This window comes from Methylomonas sp., from assembly GCF_023228165.1.
Taxonomy (GTDB): Bacteria; Pseudomonadota; Gammaproteobacteria; order Methylococcales; family Methylomonadaceae; genus Methylomonas.
On sequence record NZ_JALOBS010000007.1, the window covers coordinates 126,016 to 143,957 of the forward strand.

15 protein-coding genes and 2 pseudogenes are annotated in these 17,942 nt (G+C 50.9%); 10 read left to right on the top strand and 7 right to left on the bottom strand.

The features are described from left to right. Window positions 1-2,325 carry a TonB-dependent receptor gene (locus tag M0R33_RS07055; protein ID WP_292567053.1) on the top strand — a complete coding sequence of 775 codons (2,325 nt, stop codon included), beginning with the start codon at window positions 1-3 and terminating at the stop codon, window positions 2,323-2,325. A gap of 672 nt (window positions 2,326-2,997) precedes the next feature. Further along, a complete protein-coding gene (locus tag M0R33_RS07060) occupies window positions 2,998-3,375 on the top strand; it encodes a transposase (protein WP_366043284.1) in 378 nt (125 codons plus the stop codon). A gap of 300 nt (window positions 3,376-3,675) precedes the next feature. Here M0R33_RS07060 and M0R33_RS07065 read toward each other — a convergent pair whose 3' ends face one another. From M0R33_RS07065 to M0R33_RS07075, 3 genes are all read right to left on the bottom strand, one after another. Continuing rightward, a complete protein-coding gene (locus M0R33_RS07065; protein WP_292567055.1) occupies window positions 3,676-4,092 on the bottom strand; it encodes a putative toxin-antitoxin system toxin component, PIN family in 417 nt (138 codons plus the stop codon). Window positions 4,093-4,100: 8 nt separating this feature from the next. Then, entirely contained in the window at window positions 4,101-4,370 is a 270-nt protein-coding gene (locus M0R33_RS07070) for a type II toxin-antitoxin system Phd/YefM family antitoxin (RefSeq protein WP_292567058.1), read from the bottom strand. 686 nt (window positions 4,371-5,056) lie between these two features. Then, complete coding sequence (locus tag M0R33_RS07075) at window positions 5,057-5,188, bottom strand: hypothetical protein (RefSeq protein WP_292567061.1); 132 nt, start codon at window positions 5,186-5,188, stop codon at window positions 5,057-5,059. Window positions 5,189-5,198: 10 nt separating this feature from the next. Between M0R33_RS07075 and M0R33_RS07080 the strand changes: the two genes are divergently transcribed. From M0R33_RS07080 to M0R33_RS07095, 4 genes are all read left to right on the top strand, one after another. Then, the gene (locus M0R33_RS07080; RefSeq protein ID WP_292567064.1) at window positions 5,199-7,379 is read left to right on the top strand and encodes a TonB-dependent siderophore receptor; all 2,181 of its coding nucleotides are present in this window, start codon (window positions 5,199-5,201) and stop codon (window positions 7,377-7,379) included. Between the two features lie 273 nt (window positions 7,380-7,652). Continuing rightward, a complete protein-coding gene (locus M0R33_RS07085; RefSeq protein WP_292567068.1) occupies window positions 7,653-8,360 on the top strand; it encodes a PepSY-associated TM helix domain-containing protein in 708 nt (235 codons plus the stop codon). A gap of 3 nt (window positions 8,361-8,363) precedes the next feature. Continuing rightward, window positions 8,364-9,047, top strand: coding sequence for a Fe2+-dependent dioxygenase (locus M0R33_RS07090; RefSeq protein ID WP_292567071.1), 684 nt, complete (start codon window positions 8,364-8,366; stop codon window positions 9,045-9,047). Window positions 9,048-9,279: 232 nt separating this feature from the next. Further along, on the top strand, window positions 9,280-10,590 hold the full coding sequence (locus M0R33_RS07095) for a cytochrome c peroxidase (protein WP_292567074.1): 1,311 nt from the start codon (window positions 9,280-9,282) through the stop codon (window positions 10,588-10,590). Between the two features lie 56 nt (window positions 10,591-10,646). Here M0R33_RS07095 and M0R33_RS07100 read toward each other — a convergent pair whose 3' ends face one another. Then, entirely contained in the window at window positions 10,647-11,957 is a 1,311-nt protein-coding gene (locus tag M0R33_RS07100) for a replication-associated recombination protein A (protein WP_292567197.1), read from the bottom strand. Between the two features lie 81 nt (window positions 11,958-12,038). Between M0R33_RS07100 and accA the strand changes: the two genes are divergently transcribed. From accA to M0R33_RS07115, 3 genes and pseudogenes are all read left to right on the top strand, one after another. Continuing rightward, complete coding sequence (gene accA, locus M0R33_RS07105) at window positions 12,039-13,013, top strand: acetyl-CoA carboxylase carboxyl transferase subunit alpha (RefSeq protein WP_292567077.1); 975 nt, start codon at window positions 12,039-12,041, stop codon at window positions 13,011-13,013. A 283-nt stretch (window positions 13,014-13,296) separates the two neighbouring features. Then, a pseudogene (locus tag M0R33_RS07110) lies at window positions 13,297-14,466 on the top strand (IS3 family transposase). A gap of 375 nt (window positions 14,467-14,841) precedes the next feature. Beyond that, window positions 14,842-16,035, top strand: coding sequence for a site-specific integrase (locus M0R33_RS07115; RefSeq protein ID WP_292567080.1), 1,194 nt, complete (start codon window positions 14,842-14,844; stop codon window positions 16,033-16,035). 211 nt (window positions 16,036-16,246) lie between these two features. Here the strand turns inward: M0R33_RS07115 and M0R33_RS07120 are convergent, their stop codons facing one another. Together M0R33_RS07120 and M0R33_RS07125 are read right to left on the bottom strand one after the other, a co-directional pair. After that, on the bottom strand, window positions 16,247-16,558 hold the full coding sequence (locus tag M0R33_RS07120; RefSeq protein ID WP_292567082.1) for a type II toxin-antitoxin system RelE/ParE family toxin: 312 nt from the start codon (window positions 16,556-16,558) through the stop codon (window positions 16,247-16,249). Beyond that, complete coding sequence (locus M0R33_RS07125) at window positions 16,555-16,806, bottom strand: antitoxin (RefSeq protein ID WP_292567084.1); 252 nt, start codon at window positions 16,804-16,806, stop codon at window positions 16,555-16,557. The genes M0R33_RS07120 and M0R33_RS07125 overlap by 4 nt, the downstream gene beginning before the upstream one ends. 251 nt (window positions 16,807-17,057) lie before the next feature. Here M0R33_RS07125 and M0R33_RS07130 point away from each other — a divergent pair, with 251 nt between their 5' ends. After that, window positions 17,058-17,549, top strand: coding sequence for a site-specific integrase (locus tag M0R33_RS07130; protein WP_292567087.1), 492 nt, complete (start codon window positions 17,058-17,060; stop codon window positions 17,547-17,549). On the opposite strand, the pseudogene M0R33_RS07135 reads toward M0R33_RS07130, so the two are convergent. Beyond that, window positions 17,538-17,660 (bottom strand): annotated as a pseudogene (locus M0R33_RS07135) (IS110 family transposase); the annotation flags it as partial. The gene M0R33_RS07130 and the pseudogene M0R33_RS07135 overlap by 12 nt on opposite strands. Window positions 17,661-17,942: the final 282 nt, after the last annotated feature.

Consider the following 17,942-nt stretch of genomic DNA (forward strand, 5'->3'; position numbering starts at 1 on the left):
GTGAAAAAACCCTCTCCCGAGCGCATTCGCTTACCGTGTAACCGGCTATTCAAGCCAAGCCCCAGCGCCGGCAACTTTAAACGATCGATTGCCGTGCTGCTGTTTAGCCACGCACCTTTGGCTTGGCTGCATGCCGCGGAACAATTGGAAACCGTGGTTGTCAGCGCCTCCAAACGAGAAGACGACGCCTCGAAAACGCCGATATCGTTAAACGTATTCAACGCCGAAAACATCAGCGACCTGGGTTTTTTGGACAGTAACGATATAGCGCAGCAAACGCCTAATTTGCAGTGGCGCAGCCAATTCGGGATTTCCTCTCCCAATATCTTTATTCGCGGCATCGGGAATAGCGTCTTTCACAGTAACGCGATCGGCCCGGTGGCTATATACCGCGACGGCGTGTATCAGGGCTCCAACATCATTCACGATTTACCCTTGTTCGATCTGAAACGGATCGAAGTGCTGCGCGGTCCGCAAGGCACCTTATTCGGCAGAAATACCACCGGCGGGCTGATTCAATATGTTTCCCGCCAGCCGGAACTGGATGAGCCGTTTAACGCCCGCTTGAAAACGCGTTACGGCTCGTACGACCAGGCCGACGTGGAAGCAGCCGTCGGCATCCCCATGGGCGAACGGGCCGCCGCCCGATTTGCACTGGTATCGCTTAACCGGGGCGGCATTTTCGATAACGTCAATGCCGCCAGCGGCTTCGATCGGGCCGGCGAAACCGGCGCCTTGGCCTATCGCGGTCTGCTGCGTTTTCAGCCGTCCGCTGATTTGAACCTGCTGCTGAATCTGCACGGCGCCCAAAACCGTTCCGATGTTTATCCCAGAAAACAAATCGGCCTGCGCTGCCCGCCCGGCGTCCAACCGGGTCTGGGCAGCCTGTGCACCGACTATCTCGGCCAACGCGACAGCAGTGATTATCACGTCAGCAAAGAAAACTTACGCACCAAAAATAACAGCGATACCTTCGGCGCCAACCTGAATGCCACCTGGCGTCTCGGCACGCTCGAGCTTACTTCCATAACGGCCTACGATTACGCCGATCTGAAACGGTTCGTTGATACCGACCACCAACCCAGCGCTCAACTGCATAGCAGCTTCGATTCGAGCGTCAGTTTTTGGAGTCAGGAATTTCGCGTGAGTTCGGACGACTCGGGGCCTACCCGCTGGATAACCGGCTTGAACTATTACCAGGACAGCTTGCGGCAATGGGAAGCATTCGACCCGAACGATTTGTTCAATGTGTTACGCCCCGGAGGCGTATTGTTCGGTAGTAAAACGCCGGAAGGCGTTGGGTCCGATATCGAACAAAGTACGCAAAGTTTTGCCGCCTTCGGCGAATTCAGCTGGCAATTTCTGCAGAGCTGGAAGCTAACTACGGGCTTGCGTTGGACCTACGACAGGCGCCGCGTCGGCATCAATGCACTGGCCTGGAATGCCTCGACTACCCGGAACCGCTACGTTTCCCCGGAACTTGCCCGGCAATACCGCTCATTCGATACCATTCCCGAGACCCGACTCGAAAAAAAATGGAACGACTTTAGTAGCCGTATCGTGCTGGAATATGCGTTCACTGCCGATCAATTCGGATACATCAGCGGCTCTCGCGGCTTCAAAGGCGGCGAATTCAACGGCGGTGCCTTGCTTACCCCGGACGAAGCCACGCTCACCAATCCCGAATACGTCAGCAGTTTCGAACTGGGTTACAAAGGACGCTTGTTGAACGAGCACCTGCAGTTCAACGCCACCGCCTTTTATGCGATTTTGGACGACCAGCAGGTATTCATACTGGCCGGGCGAACCTTACCCTTACAAAAACTGGCCAATGCCGGCCAATCGGAAAGCAAAGGTCTGGAACTGGATATGCAAGGATTGTTCGACGCCTGGTATGTGCGCTTGGGGGCCTCCTATCTGGACGCCCGCTTCAACGAGTTCGTCGATCCGTTCAACCCCGCGGCGGATTTTTCGGGCAACCGCCTGCCCGACGCGCCGCAATGGAAAATCACTGGTTTGCTCCAGTACGACTGGTCGACCCAATTGGGTATTTTCCGGGCGCAATCGGATTTTTTCTGGAACAGCAAACAGTTTTTTACCGCGGACAACAACCCTCTACTGGTACAAAGTGCGTACGGCATCGTCAATGCCCGTCTGGCTTGGTTATCCAACGACAACCGCTTTCAAGCGTCGGTCTGGGTAAAAAATATCGCCGACCAAGACTACTTTACCTTCGGAACGCCCATCACGGCTTACGGCTGGCATATTCTCGGCGTCGGCGACCCGCGCACCATCGGCGTAACCCTGGCGGTGAATTTTGATTAATCTGAAAACCTGCCGTTCCTGGTCGGATAAGCTGAATGTCGACAATTATCCGTGCCTGTCCGCGAACTTACGCCCGGCGCGAACAGAGGCGCCCGGCGACTCAATTCAACCGATTAACATAGTAAATCCCGCCGCTTACTTTTGTGCTTCCGTCCGGCTAGCGCTTGATGGGCAGCTTCCGCCTGGGTGGTCGGAAAATCACAGAAAGCGGCATCACCCCGGCAAACGAAAGGTGTGCGACCATGATTTTTACAGGAAAAATATCGGCAACGCTATTCATTGATCGATTTGCGTATTCCGACCAAAAACGGCCAGACATTCCGATTGGAAAACAGCCGCCTGTTCGGATGCATAGTCGGCTACCAATTTCGATATGATCGCGCCAGTAGATAATGAGGTCGTTCGTAAGAGGCGAATTGTCGCAATCGACTCGAAGCAGGCAGACCCATATTTCTAGTGAATGACTTGGTTTAGCCCTTACAAGAACCCATTAATCCCGGCAGTTTGTTCAACATTTCACATTGGCTGTAGGGCGGATAAGCGTAGCGTCATCCGCCAAATCGGTTAAACTCTTTTCATGCCAAACTATAGACGCAATCGTATTCCTGGCGGCACCTATTTTTTCACCGTTAACTTGCTCGGGAAAAACAGCCATTTCATATTGATGCCTGGGTGGTTTTGCCTGATCATATTCATGCGATTTGGACATTACCGGCCGGTGACGATCAATATTCCAATCGATGGCGGGCGATAAAAAAAGCCTTCTCGAAATCGATACCTAAAACCGAATATCGTTCCGCAACCAGAATAAAACGTCACGAACGTGGCATCTGGCAACGTCGTTTTTGGGAGCATACCATTATCGATGATACCGACTATGCGGCACATATGGATTATATCCATCACAATCCGGTCAAGCATGGTTGGGCAGTCACGGTTAAGGATTGGCCATATTCAAGTTTTCATCGCTTGGTCAAGATGGATATTTATCCGTTAAATTGGGCGGGTTTAGACTTGGCATTGTTGGAAGCGGGTGAACCGGATAATTGACGGTTTTACCGCTTTATCGGCGGATGACGCTTCGCTTATCCGCCCTACGGCCCTACAGCCCTAAGGTACATTATTTTTAATGGCTTTTAAATTAGCATCAACGCATCAGGTCTTTAATTTTACAGTCGGCGTTAAATTGAAATCCCGAAGCAAATATTCACGCGTTTTGCTTGATTACAATATCTACATCTGTTCTCCAAAATTCACTCGGTGTAATCCTTTAGCATGACCGTATGGCAGATGGTGCAGGAAACATAATCCAACATTTTGCTTAGTTTGGTAAAGAACACAAAGTGATTTTCAACCGCCATGAAATCGCCAAAACTCAGCCGGTGTAACGATGGGATAGCAAGCGGATAACATTAATAAATCCTTGTCACCCGTGACGAGGTAATTGGCGTTTGTCGCCAAGAATGTCCCGAGAACAGGTTGGTCGGCTCTGTCACGTAGTAACGGCTCGGAGACGTGGATGGGATCAACAAGGTCTGCAAGGAAAGTTAAGCTATCGACAAAATCACGAATTTCTGCGCTAGACCAACTCAGGCGATGATTCAGCCTGGGCAGCACCCGTTGCAGTTCATCCAAGATGTATTGGGAGAGCACAACTTCCAAGCTTCCACCTCGCCAAGCCGAAACGATTCTGCCGGGTATCGAGCCGGGATAGGCGGTTCCGGACAACAAAACATTGGTATCCAGAACGATGCAAAGCTGTGGCATAGCAAGCGTTATGAATGTCTAATGTCAGACACAATGGCGTCGATTTCGGCTAGTCCTTCTTGTTCCGGCATACTAGTGTAAGCATCGGCAATTTGTTGGCTCAGTGTATCGAAGCGCTCTTTAAAACGTCGTATCCGATCGAATAACTGCGCATCGACCAATGCCGCAACGGGTTTGCCGTCTTTTTTAATTAAAATCGAATCGTGCCGGTATTGAACCTGATTTAGCATTTCTCCTAGATTTTGTCTGAATGCAACAGCATTTACTTCGTTAATCATAGTAGGCAGCCTTTATATATGAAATAGAAGCCATATTGATCATATTGATTGAATGAGTCAAGGACAAATTGAGTATGCTTTTTAGCTGAATGCTCCAATAGTTGTGCAAGCTGTTGGTATAAGCTTTGATATTTTAAGGACAAAGGAATTTTGTCCGAAAGGCTCTCTACCGTCCGCAAGAAGAGTAAGACCTGTCACCCAAATTGTCTATTTTTCGGGCAACTGAATGGCGGCAAGTGGCCGATCCAAGGCGTTCAAAATTTGGCAGGGTTTGAATCGAAACCGGTGGCGGCTTTGCGATAGGAATGTCTGACGGTTTGGTGTCGGAATCAGTGGCGACATTTATCGGAATCCGCACCGGTTGCTATCTGTTAAATCTTGATGGCGTTTGGTTTTAACTGGCGATACAACATTTCCAAACTATCGTTCCCGAATTCCAGTCCAGGCATCTGGAATCCAAAGGATGGTTCTGGCCTGCTTCAGGCAACGCGGGCGACACTTCCGGCGAAATAGCCTGTTTTATGAACGCGGATGCTTGGAAAAACAACATCAATTTTTTCACGGCGGCGGCATGTACCGAAGTTTTTCGTGAACGAAAAAACCAATTCCAAAACCTTTACATGTGGCGAATGGCTGACCTAACAAGGTTGACATCGCCAACACTTTGCATATAATGAGAATCGTTATCATTTGCATGAGTCTGATTTCTTCCCGCCACCCTGCTTTTTCCGGGAAACAGGTTTTTCTGCAAGATAAAGAAACTCGAAATAGCCACCCAGCATTCCCCGCCAGGCAGCCAATTCTTTAGAAAACTGCATGGGGAATGTTATGTTCAAGAATGACTGTAATCAGAAAAATGTCCGCAAAAGGCGGATCGGAGCACTGTTACCGCTGGGCGCCGTGCTGTGCGGGACGGCCTTTGCCGCCGAACCCGTTCCTGTCGACGATCAGGAAGTCGTCATGGATGATGTCAAGGTCAAGGCCGCGCGCGATAGAAAAATCAACCGCTTCAAAGCCGACAAATCCAGCACCGGCAGCAAGATAGAACAAGACTTGCGCGATATTCCGCAATCGGTCAGCGTGGTCAAAAAAGAACTGATCGAATCGCAAAACGCCTTTAACCTGACCGACGCCCTGCGCAACGTCAGCGGCTTGACCATAGCCGCCGGCGAGGGCGGGCGCACCGGCGATTCCATCACCTTGCGCGGCTTTTCCGCTAATTCCGACCAATACCTGGACGGTGTAAAAGACAACGGCCAATACAGCCGCGACACCTTCTTCATAGAGAAAGCCGAAGTACTGAAAGGCGCCTCGTCGATTCTGTTCGGCCGCGGCGCCACCGGCGGGGTAATTAACCAGATCGCCAAAAAACCGACCGGCAACACCGGGATTAAAGGCAACTTCACCTACGGTTTGTACGATTTCAAACGCACGACTATAGACGCCGAAACCGCTTACCAGGATTTTGCCGCCCGGTTGAATGTGATGTACCAGGACGCCGACTCCTTCCGCGATTACAATTACACCAACCGCTGGGGCATTGCGCCGTCGTTTTCCCTGAAACTTTCGCCGGACACCGATTTGACCCTAAATCTGCTACACCAGCAGGAAGACGGCGTGTTCGATTACGGCGTGCCTATGTGGAACGGCCGGCCGGCGGACGTACCGGTCAATACCTATTACGGTTTTTACGACAACCGTATGATGGACACCGACGCCAATGTCGCCACCGTGGCCTTGCAACACCGCTTCTCCGATGCGTTTTCGGTAAAAAACACCGTGCGCTACGGCGATTACGAACGTAAATATTTGACCCACTTGTTCTCGGGTAACGCGGCCACGACCGGTGCCAACGCCGGCACTATCGGCCGTTCGCAGGCATTGCGGCTCAGCACCCAGGAAACCCTTTACAACCAGACCGATTTTGTCCTGAAAAAACCGCTGTTCGGCTTCAATAACACCTTGATGTTCGGCAGCGAATTCGGCTGGGAAGAATATACGTTTAAAAACAAGAATTCGACCGGCGTCAGCCGGGTATCGGTTTTCGATCCGGTGCTGACAGGCAGCGTCGGCGCGGGACTGGCCAGCGATTTTAGCGGCACGCTGAATACCAACCGCCTCACCCGCGCGCAAACCTACGCCGGTTACCTGATGGATGAATTCGAAATCAACCCGCAATGGAAACTGGTTGGCGGTACCCGATACGACGTGTTCGAAGCGCAACAGGAGGATTTTTTAAATAGCACCAATAGCTACGACACCCGTGTCAGCCAATTCAGCCCCCGCGGCGGCTTCGTCTGGCAACCGACCGATTGGCAGTCGTATTACTTCAGTTACGGCAAATCGTTTAATCCGTCGGCGGAAAGCCTGAGTTTATCGACCGGCAGCGCCAATTTGCCGCCGGAACAAAACAACAATTACGAAATCGGCGCCAAACTGGATTTGTTCGACGGCAAACTATCCGCCACCGCCGCGCTGTTCCGGCTGGAAAAGACCAACGCCCGCACCACCTCGGCCACCGAACCCAATTTGCAGGAGCTGAGCGGCGAGCAGCGTACCGACGGTTTCGAACTGGGCCTGGCCGGGGAAGTGCTGCCCAATTGGGATTTATCGGCCACGTACGCTTATCTCGATGCGGAAGTGGTCTCCTCCAATAACAGCGCGGTCGGTTCGGTAAGCGGCCAAACCAAATCCTATCAAGGCATGAGCATGGTCAACGTACCCAAGCATAGCGGCGTGGTCTGGAGCACTTATCACTTGACCGATAACTGGGAAGTGGGTGGCGGCGTCTACTATGCAACCGATCGCTTTGCCGACAGCGTCAATGAAGCAGTGTTACCGGGCTACGCGCGCCTGGATGCCGTGCTGGCCTACCATCAAAAGCATTACGACGTGCAACTGAACGTCTTCAACCTGACCGATACGGTGTATTACGAATCGGGGAAAACCAATTCGGCGTTGCCCGGCACGCCGGTTTCGGGGCAATTGACCGTGAATTTCAAATACTAAATTCCAAGTAATGACGAAACAAACCGGCTCTCGTTAATCTGATGCTGCGCATCGAATGGTTTGGGCGGTTTTGCCGGCTAGCGGTGAGCGTTTACGGTATTCGCCGCTTTTTTTGCAGTGGCGGGGCCGCCCGAGTTGGAATGACAACAACCGCGATAAGTAATCCCGCCTATCCGCCCGCAGCCAGCGCTAAATCGGCTGTCCAGCTGATGGCATGCACGCAACAATTTTTGAAAGCGCATTTGTTTACTATTTAAACTTTTCAAACCCACCATGAATACCACCACTCAAATCACACAGCCAACCAACCTCCCGCGGAAAAAAATCAACGGTGGTTATTTATTTTTACCTCATTCGCTATCGCGCGGCGCTTTGCTGAAATGGTTACGCCGCACTCATGCCTGGCTCGGGTTGTGGGGTGCGGCATTGGGTTTTTTGTTCGGCTTTACCGGTATTCTGTTGAATCACCGCGAAGTGATGAAAATCCCTATCGGCCGACTACAGCAAACCGAATTTCAAATCTTGCTACCCGATCCCAGACCGGCATCCGCGACCGCCATGGCGGCGTGGCTGGGACAGACCATGAACATCGATACCCGACAGGCCAAAATCAAACACCAGCCGCCTAAAACCGTTATTTGGAACAATCAGAACATCCGCCAGCCGGCGGTTTGGCATATCGCGCTGCGTAACCCCAAGCATTCGTTGAACGCCGAATACTGGGTAGGTAACGCGTTTATCAGCGTCAAACAAGGCAGCGCCAACCTACTGCAGACCTTAAATAACCTGCATAAAGGCACCGGCATGGGTGTCGGCTGGATATTGCTGGTCGATACCCTTGCCGGCGCCTTGCTGTTACTGAGCATGACCGGCATTTTGTTATGGACGCGCCTGCATGGACCTCGCTTGGCGGCGGCTGGACTAGGTCTGGGTTCGCTGAGTCTGGTGGTATTTATTGCCTTATCCGCCATTTACGGGTGAAGTATGCTACTCGAAATACCCGAAGTTTTATCGCAAACCGAACTGTTGCAAGTGCGCGCGTTACTGCGCGATGCGCCCTGGACGGACGGGTGCGTCACCGCCGGCAGCCAATCCGCCCAAGTCAAAAACAACTGGCAATTACCGGAACAATCCGAACAAAGTCAAGCCGCGCAAGTGATTTTGCTCGAAGCATTGAACCGGAATGCATTGTTTCTGTCCTCCGCACTGCCCAAGCGTATTTTTCCGCCGCTATTTAACTGCTACACCGGAGAACACAACACCTTCGGCAACCATATCGATAATGCGATACGGCATTGCAGCCAGACCGGACAACGGGTGCGTACCGATCTGTCTGCAACGCTTTTCCTGGCCGACCCGGACAGCTACGACGGCGGCGAATTGGTGATTGAAGATACCTACGGCCAACACGCAGTAAAACTGGCCGCCGGCGATATGGTGCTTTACCCCGGTTCCAGTCTGCACCGGGTCGAGCCCGTCACGCGCGGAACACGGGTTGCATCGTTTTTCTGGCTGGAGAGCATGGTCAGGGAAACCGAACGCCGACGGCTGTTATTCGAAATGGATATGTCGATTCTGGAATTGCGCTCGACGCAAGGCGACAACCACGCCACGGTTAATCTGACCGGCTGCTATCACAACCTGTTGCGTATGTGGGCCGAGGTTTAAGTAATCCTCCTCTACTTTCAACATTACCACGCGCGTAATAACTGAATATTGGAATGTTCAAGATTGGTTTTCACGCCCGACCTGCCTGGCCTTATGCGACCGATACCGGACAGCTAATTAAATGGCGCGGCGATACTGTTCGCGTCACCAGCATAGCCTTGTCATAAAATTGTAATTGAATGAGAATGATTATTATTAGTATAATTAATGTGTCATTTTTTGGAGATTGTTCATGAAACATTTAACTGCGATAGCACTGCTTGTTATGGGCGCGAACTGCCATGCCAGCTCATTTTTAAACGCCGAACAACAACTCGGCGAACGCCTGTTTAGCGATACCAATTTATCTTTAAACAAGAATCAGGCATGCGCCAGTTGCCACAGTCTAAGCCCGGCCCGAGCCGCATCATATTTGACCAAAAGAGTGCCGGGCTTTGTCGATGCGGATAACGTCAAATCAGGGAGCGCCGTCTCCAACGGCTCGATTGCAGGCTTGACCGGTAATTTGAATGCGCCCAGCGCCGGCTATGCGGCGCACAGCCCTACGTTTCATTGGGATGCCGAGGAAGGCTTATATATCGGCGGCCAATTTTGGAACGGCCGGGCCGCCGACCTCGCTGAACAGGCGAAAATGCCGTTCCTGAATCCGGTTGAAATGGCAATGCCCAATGAATTTGCCGTGGTCATCCGCTTGAAACAAGATAAAACGTATCGGCGTCTATTCCGCGAGATTTATGGGCTAGAGTTGAATGACATTAGCAACCAGGGTGGCCAAACCTCAAAAGTCACACAGATTTTTCAGGCCACGGCGCGAGCCATTAGTGCCTATGAACAAACTGCCGTGTTCAACAAATTCAACTCCAAATTCGATTACGTGCTGGCCGGAAAAACCCGCTTCACTGCATTGGAAGCCAAGGGGTTTGAGCTTTTCAATAGTGAAGATAAAGGCAATTGCGCCGCCTGCCATATCAGCGAAGCGACTGTTGCGGAAGATGGCAGTATCGAGCCGCCTTTGTTCACCGACTTCAGTTACGACAACATCGGCCTGCCCCGCAACGTGAATATTCCCGGCAACCCCGAGCCGAATCCCGGCTTGGGCGGACGCACGGATTTGACCACCGACGCAGCGGACGAATTGGGCAAACACAAAGTCATGTCGTTGCGCAATATCGCTATCACGGCACCTTACGGCCACAACGGCTCGATGGCCACCCTGGAGCAAATCGTTCACTTTTACAATACTCGCGATACCCTGGGCAGCGTCGAGGATGTCAATCATCCGGGATTCGGCAAAACCGGCTGGCCGGAACCTGAATTCAGCGAAAATCTGAACAGCGATGAGCTGGGCAATCTCGGTTTAAGCGACGATGAAGAAAAAGCCCTGGTGGCCTTCCTGAAAACCTTGACGGACGACTATCCGAAATGGGGCCACGATCGCCGTGTACCGCCTTGGTCGCCGTCGCCTTTTGCGCAAATGGTGAAACCGCATAAAGGCGGATTTTCCCACGCCCGGCTGAACCGGATATTGCGTAAACACCGCTAAACCTTAACGTGCGGGGCCGGCCGAGCAGACCGGTTTCGCACGCTCAAACGCAAACATCAAAGTTTGCGTAAGTGATCCAGCTTGCTCTTGATTTTAATCTCCAAGCCTCGCTCGACCGGCTGGTAATAACGCCTGCCCTGCAACGGTTCAGGGAAATAATTTTCGCCGGCGGCGAAGGCATTTTCCTCGTTATGGGCGTAGCGGTATTCCGCGCCGTGCCCCAAGTCCTTCATCAACTTGGTGGGCGCATTGCGCAAGTGAACAGGCACTTCCAGCGAACCGCTGTTGCGGGCGTCGGCCATGGCCGCCTTGTAGGCCACGTAAACCGCATTGCTTTTGGGCGCGCAGGCCAGATACACGATGGCTTGGGCCAGCGACAGCTCGCCTTCCGGGCTGCCCAATCGCTCATATGCATGCGCGGCATTCAGCGCCAGCTCCAATCCGCGCGGATCGGCATTACCGATATCTTCCGAGGCCATCCGCACTACGCGTCGGGCAATATATAAAGGGTCGCAACCGCCTTCTATCATGCGGCAAAACCAATATAAAGCCGCATCCGGGTCGGTGCCGCGCACCGATTTATGCAAGGCGGAAATCTGGTCGTAGAAAATATCGCCGCCCTTGTCGAATCGTGCGGCATGGCCTTGCAACACTTCCTGCAACACTTCGCGATTGACCACTTCCCGTCCGTCTTCCGTTTCAGCAAGATCGGCGCCGATTTGCAGAATGTTCAGGCAGCGGCGAGCATCACCGTCGGCCGCCTTTGCGATCAGCAACAGCACATCGTCTTCAATGACCAGATTGCGCTCACCCAACCCGCGACGCTTGTCGGCCAGCGCATTTTTCAGCAAGGCCAGTAAGGCCTCCGGCTCTATACTGCGCATCACATAGACCCGCAAGCGGGACAGCAACGCGTTATTCAATTCGAACGACGGATTTTCGGTAGTAGCACCGAATAAAATGATGCTGCCGCTTTCGATGGGCGCCAATAGGGAATCCTGCTGGCTTTTAGAAAAACGATGAATCTCGTCTATGAACACCACGGTATTCATGTTACGGGTCAGCTTTACCTGTTCGGCTTCCGCCACGGCAGCCCGAATTTCCTTGACGCCGGCCATCACCGCCGATAATTCGATAAAATGGCAGTCGGCGCTATTAGCGATAATTTTCGCCAGCGTGGTCTTACCGACACCTGGCGGCCCCCAAAACACCAACGAGTGCGGAATGCCTTGGTCAATGGCGGCACGCAGCGACTTTCCCTTGGCGAGTAAATGCTGCTGGCCGATGAATTCATCTAGTGCCGCAGGCCGCATTCTGGCCGCCAAAGGCGCATCGGCATGCGATGTAAAAGTGTGAGTTTCGGTCATGATCGGGTAAAACTGATAGGCAATAGCCGTATTTTTCATTAGAATTGCCTACCATTTTATTGATTCTGACGCCGGATTGACATGGATTTAAAATTTTTAGATTTCGAACAGCCTATTGCCGAACTGCAAGCCAAGATTGAAGAGCTGCGCAAGGTGGAGCTGGACAACCATTTCGACATTTCCGAAACCTTGAAGCAGCTGGAGCAAAAATGCGAAGGACTGACCGAGAGTATTTTCAGCGACTTGTCCGATTGGCAGATTTCGCAATTGTCGCGTCACCCTGGTCGGCCTTATACGCTGGACTACATCAACCTGATATTCACCGATTTTCACGAACTGCACGGCGACCGCACCTATGCGGATGACCCGGCTATCGTTTGCGGCTTGGCCAGGCTGGAAGGTCAGCCCATCGTGGTAATTGGCCACCAAAAAGGCCGCGACACCAAGGAAAAAATCTACCGTAACTTCGGTATGCCGCGTCCGGAGGGTTACCGCAAAGCCTTGCGGGTCATGAAAATGGCCGAGCGCTTCCAGCTGCCGATTATTTGCTTGATTGACACACCCGGCGCCTATCCCGGCATTGGCGCGGAAGAACGCGGCCAAAGCGAGGCTATCGCCCGCAACCTGTTTGAAATGTCCAAACTACGCACCCCTATCATCTGCACCGTCATCGGCGAAGGCGGCTCCGGCGGGGCACTGGCAATTGGAGTAGGCGACCGTTTGTTGATGCTGGAATACAGTACCTATGCGGTAATTTCGCCGGAAGGTTGCGCGTCGATCCTGTGGAAAAGCGCCGACAAAGCTCAGCTGGCCGCTGAAGCCATGGGCATAACCTCGGACCGAGTCCGCGAGCAAGGCTTTTTGGATGAAGTGGTACGCGAACCTGTCGGCGGCGGCCATCGCAATTTCGAAAAGGTCGCGTTAAACCTGCGCGAAGCTTTATTACGCCACATGGACGAACTGAATCAGGAAGTCCAAGACATGGATAAAATGCTGGAAAAGCGCTATCTACGCATCATGCGTTTTGGTTCTTATCTCGAAGAACCAGTGAAATAACCTCCCCAAAAAACCGTTCACGCGGACAATCCGTTGACTCGGCGTTTGACATTGAAAAATGCTCGATTAGAAAACTAACCGGGCATTTATTCTATACCGGCCACTGGTTTTTGTAATGGTTAACAAAAACCGGACACATGTTCAGGTTGCGTTGTTGATCCAGCTCCATCAAGTTTTAAGCGGCATACTTTACTGTATAGTGCCCCCATTTTCGGACTAAAGTGGACCTCGAAATTCACACAGTAGCTTAAGCTATGCCCTGTCGGAAAATAAGAGGCAGGAAATGAGCGAACGTAAACGAAAGATATTTACTGGGGGCCAAAAAGCCAAGGTTGCCTTGGTAGCGGTTAGAGGGACGAAGACGATCAATGAGATCGCCCAAGAGCACGGCGTGCATCCCACCCAGGTCAGTCAATGGAAAAAAGACTTGATGGATAATGCCGGCAGTCTGTTCGAAGGCAAGCGCGGGCCGAAATCGGTCAATGGGCAAAATGATCCGGACCGGTTGTACGCGAAGATTGGGCAACTCAATATGGAGCTGGATTGGCTTAAAAAAAGTCTGGACTCAGCCTGTAGAAGAGCGCCAGACTTGGGTTGCAGCCGATGACGCGTTGCCGTTATCCAGGCAGTGCCAATTGCTCAAGGTCACGCGTTCAGTGGTGTACGAGCAGCAAAAGCATCTACTGAAAGCCGTTGACGAGAATGAATGTCTATTGCTGCGCTTGCTCGATGAGGAATATACGCGGCATCCTTTTTATGGCTCTCGGCGGATGACGAAGTACCTCTGTGGCTGCGGACATGCGGTTAATCGCAAACGGGTTCAGCGTTTGATGCGAACGCTGGGGTTGGCGGGCATGGCGCCCGGCCCCAATACCAGCAAGCCGCATCCGCAGCACAAGCTTTATCCGTACCTGTTGAGGGGCGTCGACATCATCCGCCCCAATCAGGTTTGGAGTACCGACATCACCTATATTCGGCTGCCGCGCGGCTTTGTCTATCTGGTGGCGATCATAGACTGGTACAGCCGTAAGGTACTGGCATGGCGATTGTCGAATACCATGGACGCCGGGTTTTGCGTGGACTGTCTGGAAGAAGCCATCAAAGCCTACGGAGCGCCCGACATCTTCAATAGTGACCAGGGATCGCAATTCACCAGCGACGCTTTCACCGGCGTACGATCAGCATGGATGGACGAGGTCGGGCTCTGGACAATATTTTTGTCGAGCGGCTATGGCGAACGGTGAAATACGAAGAGGTGTATTTAAAACAGCACGGCAGCCTGAAGGACTTGTTGATGGGCTTGACTCGCTACTTCATGTTTTACAACGAGGAGCGCTTGCATCAATCGTTGGGTTACAAAACGCCAAAAGTGGTGTATCAAACGGCAGCGGGCGGTGGTGCCAAGATTGTGGATAAATTTAACGAGGCGACGGAAACGTCAGCTCTCGTTTAGAAGCATTGAGACAGCGCCATTCAGCTGGAATGTGAACAGGGCTCTATCTTAAACCGAGCAATAATTTGTCTGGACAATGGGGTCCACTTTATTAAGCATATCAAAACAATCTAAACACTTTACCGAAAGGCAATAAAAAAGGCCTAGATATTTCTATCTAGGCCTTTGATTTATATGGAGCTGGTGATGGGACTCGAACCCGCGACCGGCTGATTACAAATCATTGAGAATTATGTCCATAATAGTTTATGGTTATTACAAAATGTTTCCATATGCTTGAATATACTGGAGTTATTGCGCATATTTGTTTAACCTTGTTCCTGATTGTAACCTTATGTTGCGACGTTCAAGTGACCATAAAGTGACCACAAAAATATGTTTACTGACAAATCTATTAGAGGCCTTAAACCCAAAGAATCCGCGTATCGGCTTTATGAAAAAGGAGCTGATAAAGGATTTGGCGTGAAAGTAACACCAGCCGGTAGCGTCTCATTTTTCATTCAGTACGCTGGCAAAGATAGAAAACAAAAATTTCATAACTTGGGCCGCTACCCATCTGTTTCTTTGTCAGAAGCTAGAAATTATTGCCGTGACATTAGAAGCCAAATTGACCAAGGCCAAGATCCAAGTTTCAAGACATCGCTAAAACATGGAAGCGTTGCAGATTTGTTTGAATATTACATTAAGCACATGATTGATAATGGCAAAAGAACGTGGAAGCATGTTGAGGCGGATCTTCAATATAATTGCCAGGACATTATGCATTTGCAAGCGAAAGATATCACCTCGACTCACATTAGAAAAATTCTACACAATATTATCAGTCGAGGGTCTAAGGTTCAGTCAAACCGAGTTCGGTCTTACCTTCATAGAGCGTTTGAACTCGGAGTTTATCATGATAATGACCCCAAAAATTTAACCAACGACTTTACCTTTCAAATCACAACAAATCCGGTAGATGCTATTCCCAAAGATACCAGCGCTGAAGTGACAGGTAATCGAAATTTGTCATTTGCTGAAATTCGCCAAGTTTGGCTGGATACATCAATATCTGAACAGTTTCATCTAACAACCAAACTTTTAATCATCTATGGCTGTCGGATGTGGGAACTTTGCGGAGCCTTAAAGCAAGAATTTGATTTTGATACGATGATCTGGAGCATACCCCCTGAGCGGGTTAAGAACCAACGTTGGCTTATCCTGCCGATCACTCCACTTGCAAAGAAGTTACTTGATCGTTTGTGGATTTACTCAGGCAATTCAAGATACCTACTGCCAGGACGGTTTGATGAAAATACTTCAATCCACAACACCTCTTTAAATCATGCAATTCGAAAAATAAAAGGAGTTGAAAAATTTTCACCTCGAGACCTACGCCGTACCGTAAAAACAAGAATGGGTGAAATAGGCATTGATAAGTCCATTCGGGATCGTATCCAGAATCATGCACTAACCGACGTCAGCTCAAAACACTATGATCGTTATGATTATTTACCAGAGAAAAAAACTGCCTTGTTAATTTGGGAAAAAAATCTTATAGAATTAACTGAGAATGATTGCTTAATTTGAGCCGACACACCTATTCAAGCACTTCCCAGATTAATCCTTTTTCTATAATCGCAGCGAATCGATCAGTCGTAAAACCATTGGGAAAAAGGTTAACCGCTTAATTTTCCAATTTCTTAGATTCAACCAATAAGATGGGAAAATGATCGAGCATCACTAGGAAATTTCACCTATCGATGATAATGCGGTTTATCACCGGCCAGTATGTCCCGTCTCAAAGCCTGTCCTTGAGCCTCGCCAACAGGTTCATACGTTCATGCAGCACGGCCAAAATCACGGGCTTCCGGCCTTCTGGTGGGGACATGAAGAAAATATAGTGATGCTCACAGCGGCACACCCGGACCTGGGGATACTTGGGGAAAAGCACCTTTGAGAATAATCGCCCTTCCGCAATAGCCAGGAAGCGTTTGTTTAACAATTCGGCATAACGAAACGCTTGCTCACGCCCCCATGTGTCATCGGTATAGCGGGCGATAGCAGACAAATCCTGGATAGCCTCCGCCGTAAAATCAACGGGCAGGCTCATGAATCTGTCTTAACCAGGGTTTCCTCAAAGATGGAATGAACGGACGCACTGACGACTTCACCACGTTCGGCGGTTTCAATGCGGGGTTTTAAGAACGCTTCCAGTTCCTGCATGGCTTTTTCTTCATCGGCGGTCAGCGGCAACAAACGCTGCATGGCATATTCCTTGATGCTTTTACCCTGCAAGGCAGCCATTGCCTTAATGCTTTGATGCTGTTGATCGGTGATCTCTATCGTCAGGCGGCTCATGGTCTCATCCGTTCGGTGGCTTAAAATCACACTATGGCACAAAAATGTAAAAATGTTAATTTGTGTTTTTAGGCCATGGTCGCTGCAAAGCCTGGTTCGAAAAGACCCGTTTGCATAATAAACAAAGGCTTTTTAGACAACATGCAAACCCCATAAAACCAAGGACTCGCGTGCTTACCCTATTAAAGGATGAGAGCTACTGATTTTGATGGGATCTCGAATCCTAATTCAAATCACAATAGGTAACGCCCATGTTGAATCAACCCGTTAACGCATCATCGCTTACGACCTGTCCCCGCTTGATAACCGCCGCCGGCGAGCGGGCGCATCGCGGCTTTCTGGAGTTTTTCGCGGCCAATATCCGCAACCTGCACACACGGCGGGCATATGCTCGCGCCGTGATGGAATTTCTCGATTGGTGCGAGGTAACTGCGGGTATCGTATCGATCTTCGATGTGCAGCCGTTGCATGTTGCCAGCTGGATCGAGGGCAAAACCCGTCAGGTCTCCGCCCCAACGGTCAAGCAACAGTTAGCCGCCGTTCGGCATTGTTTTGGCTGGCTGGTGACCGGGCAAGTGGTGTCGTTGAATCCCGCCGCCTCGGTTCGCGGTCCGGCGCATCGGGTAAAAGTCGGCAAGACGCCGGTGCTAGATGCCGAGGACGCCCGCCGCCTGTTGAATAGTATCGATACCGGGACACTTATCGGTCTACGCGACCGGGTGCAACGTAGCGAAAAAACCTAAAAATTGGTTTCTCCGCAACTGTTTGCGTAACACTGTTTTATCCTGATAGTCCACACCATGCACTTGAAAAACTTGTTTTGCCAGGTCAATGCCAACTCGTCTAATGTTCATCTCGGATTCCTCCTCCGGTGTTTGGATCGTTTAATCCTACCAAACTGGCACATCGATGCCGTTAAGGTGGGAGGGGTCCATACCATTGCTTTTTGGCAAGTAACCTTACATCTTCTTTGGCCCGCCCGGCCACTATGCGACATTTAACAATTTCAGAGTTTGGCAGCAGTAAAATCGAAAGCTGTCTATCAAAGTTTGAGATACCCCCTCCTTGAGCGCAAAGGTTTGTCTCAACCGCGGTTTGTGGACGATCAAACTGACCGAAAGGATAGGTATTAATGT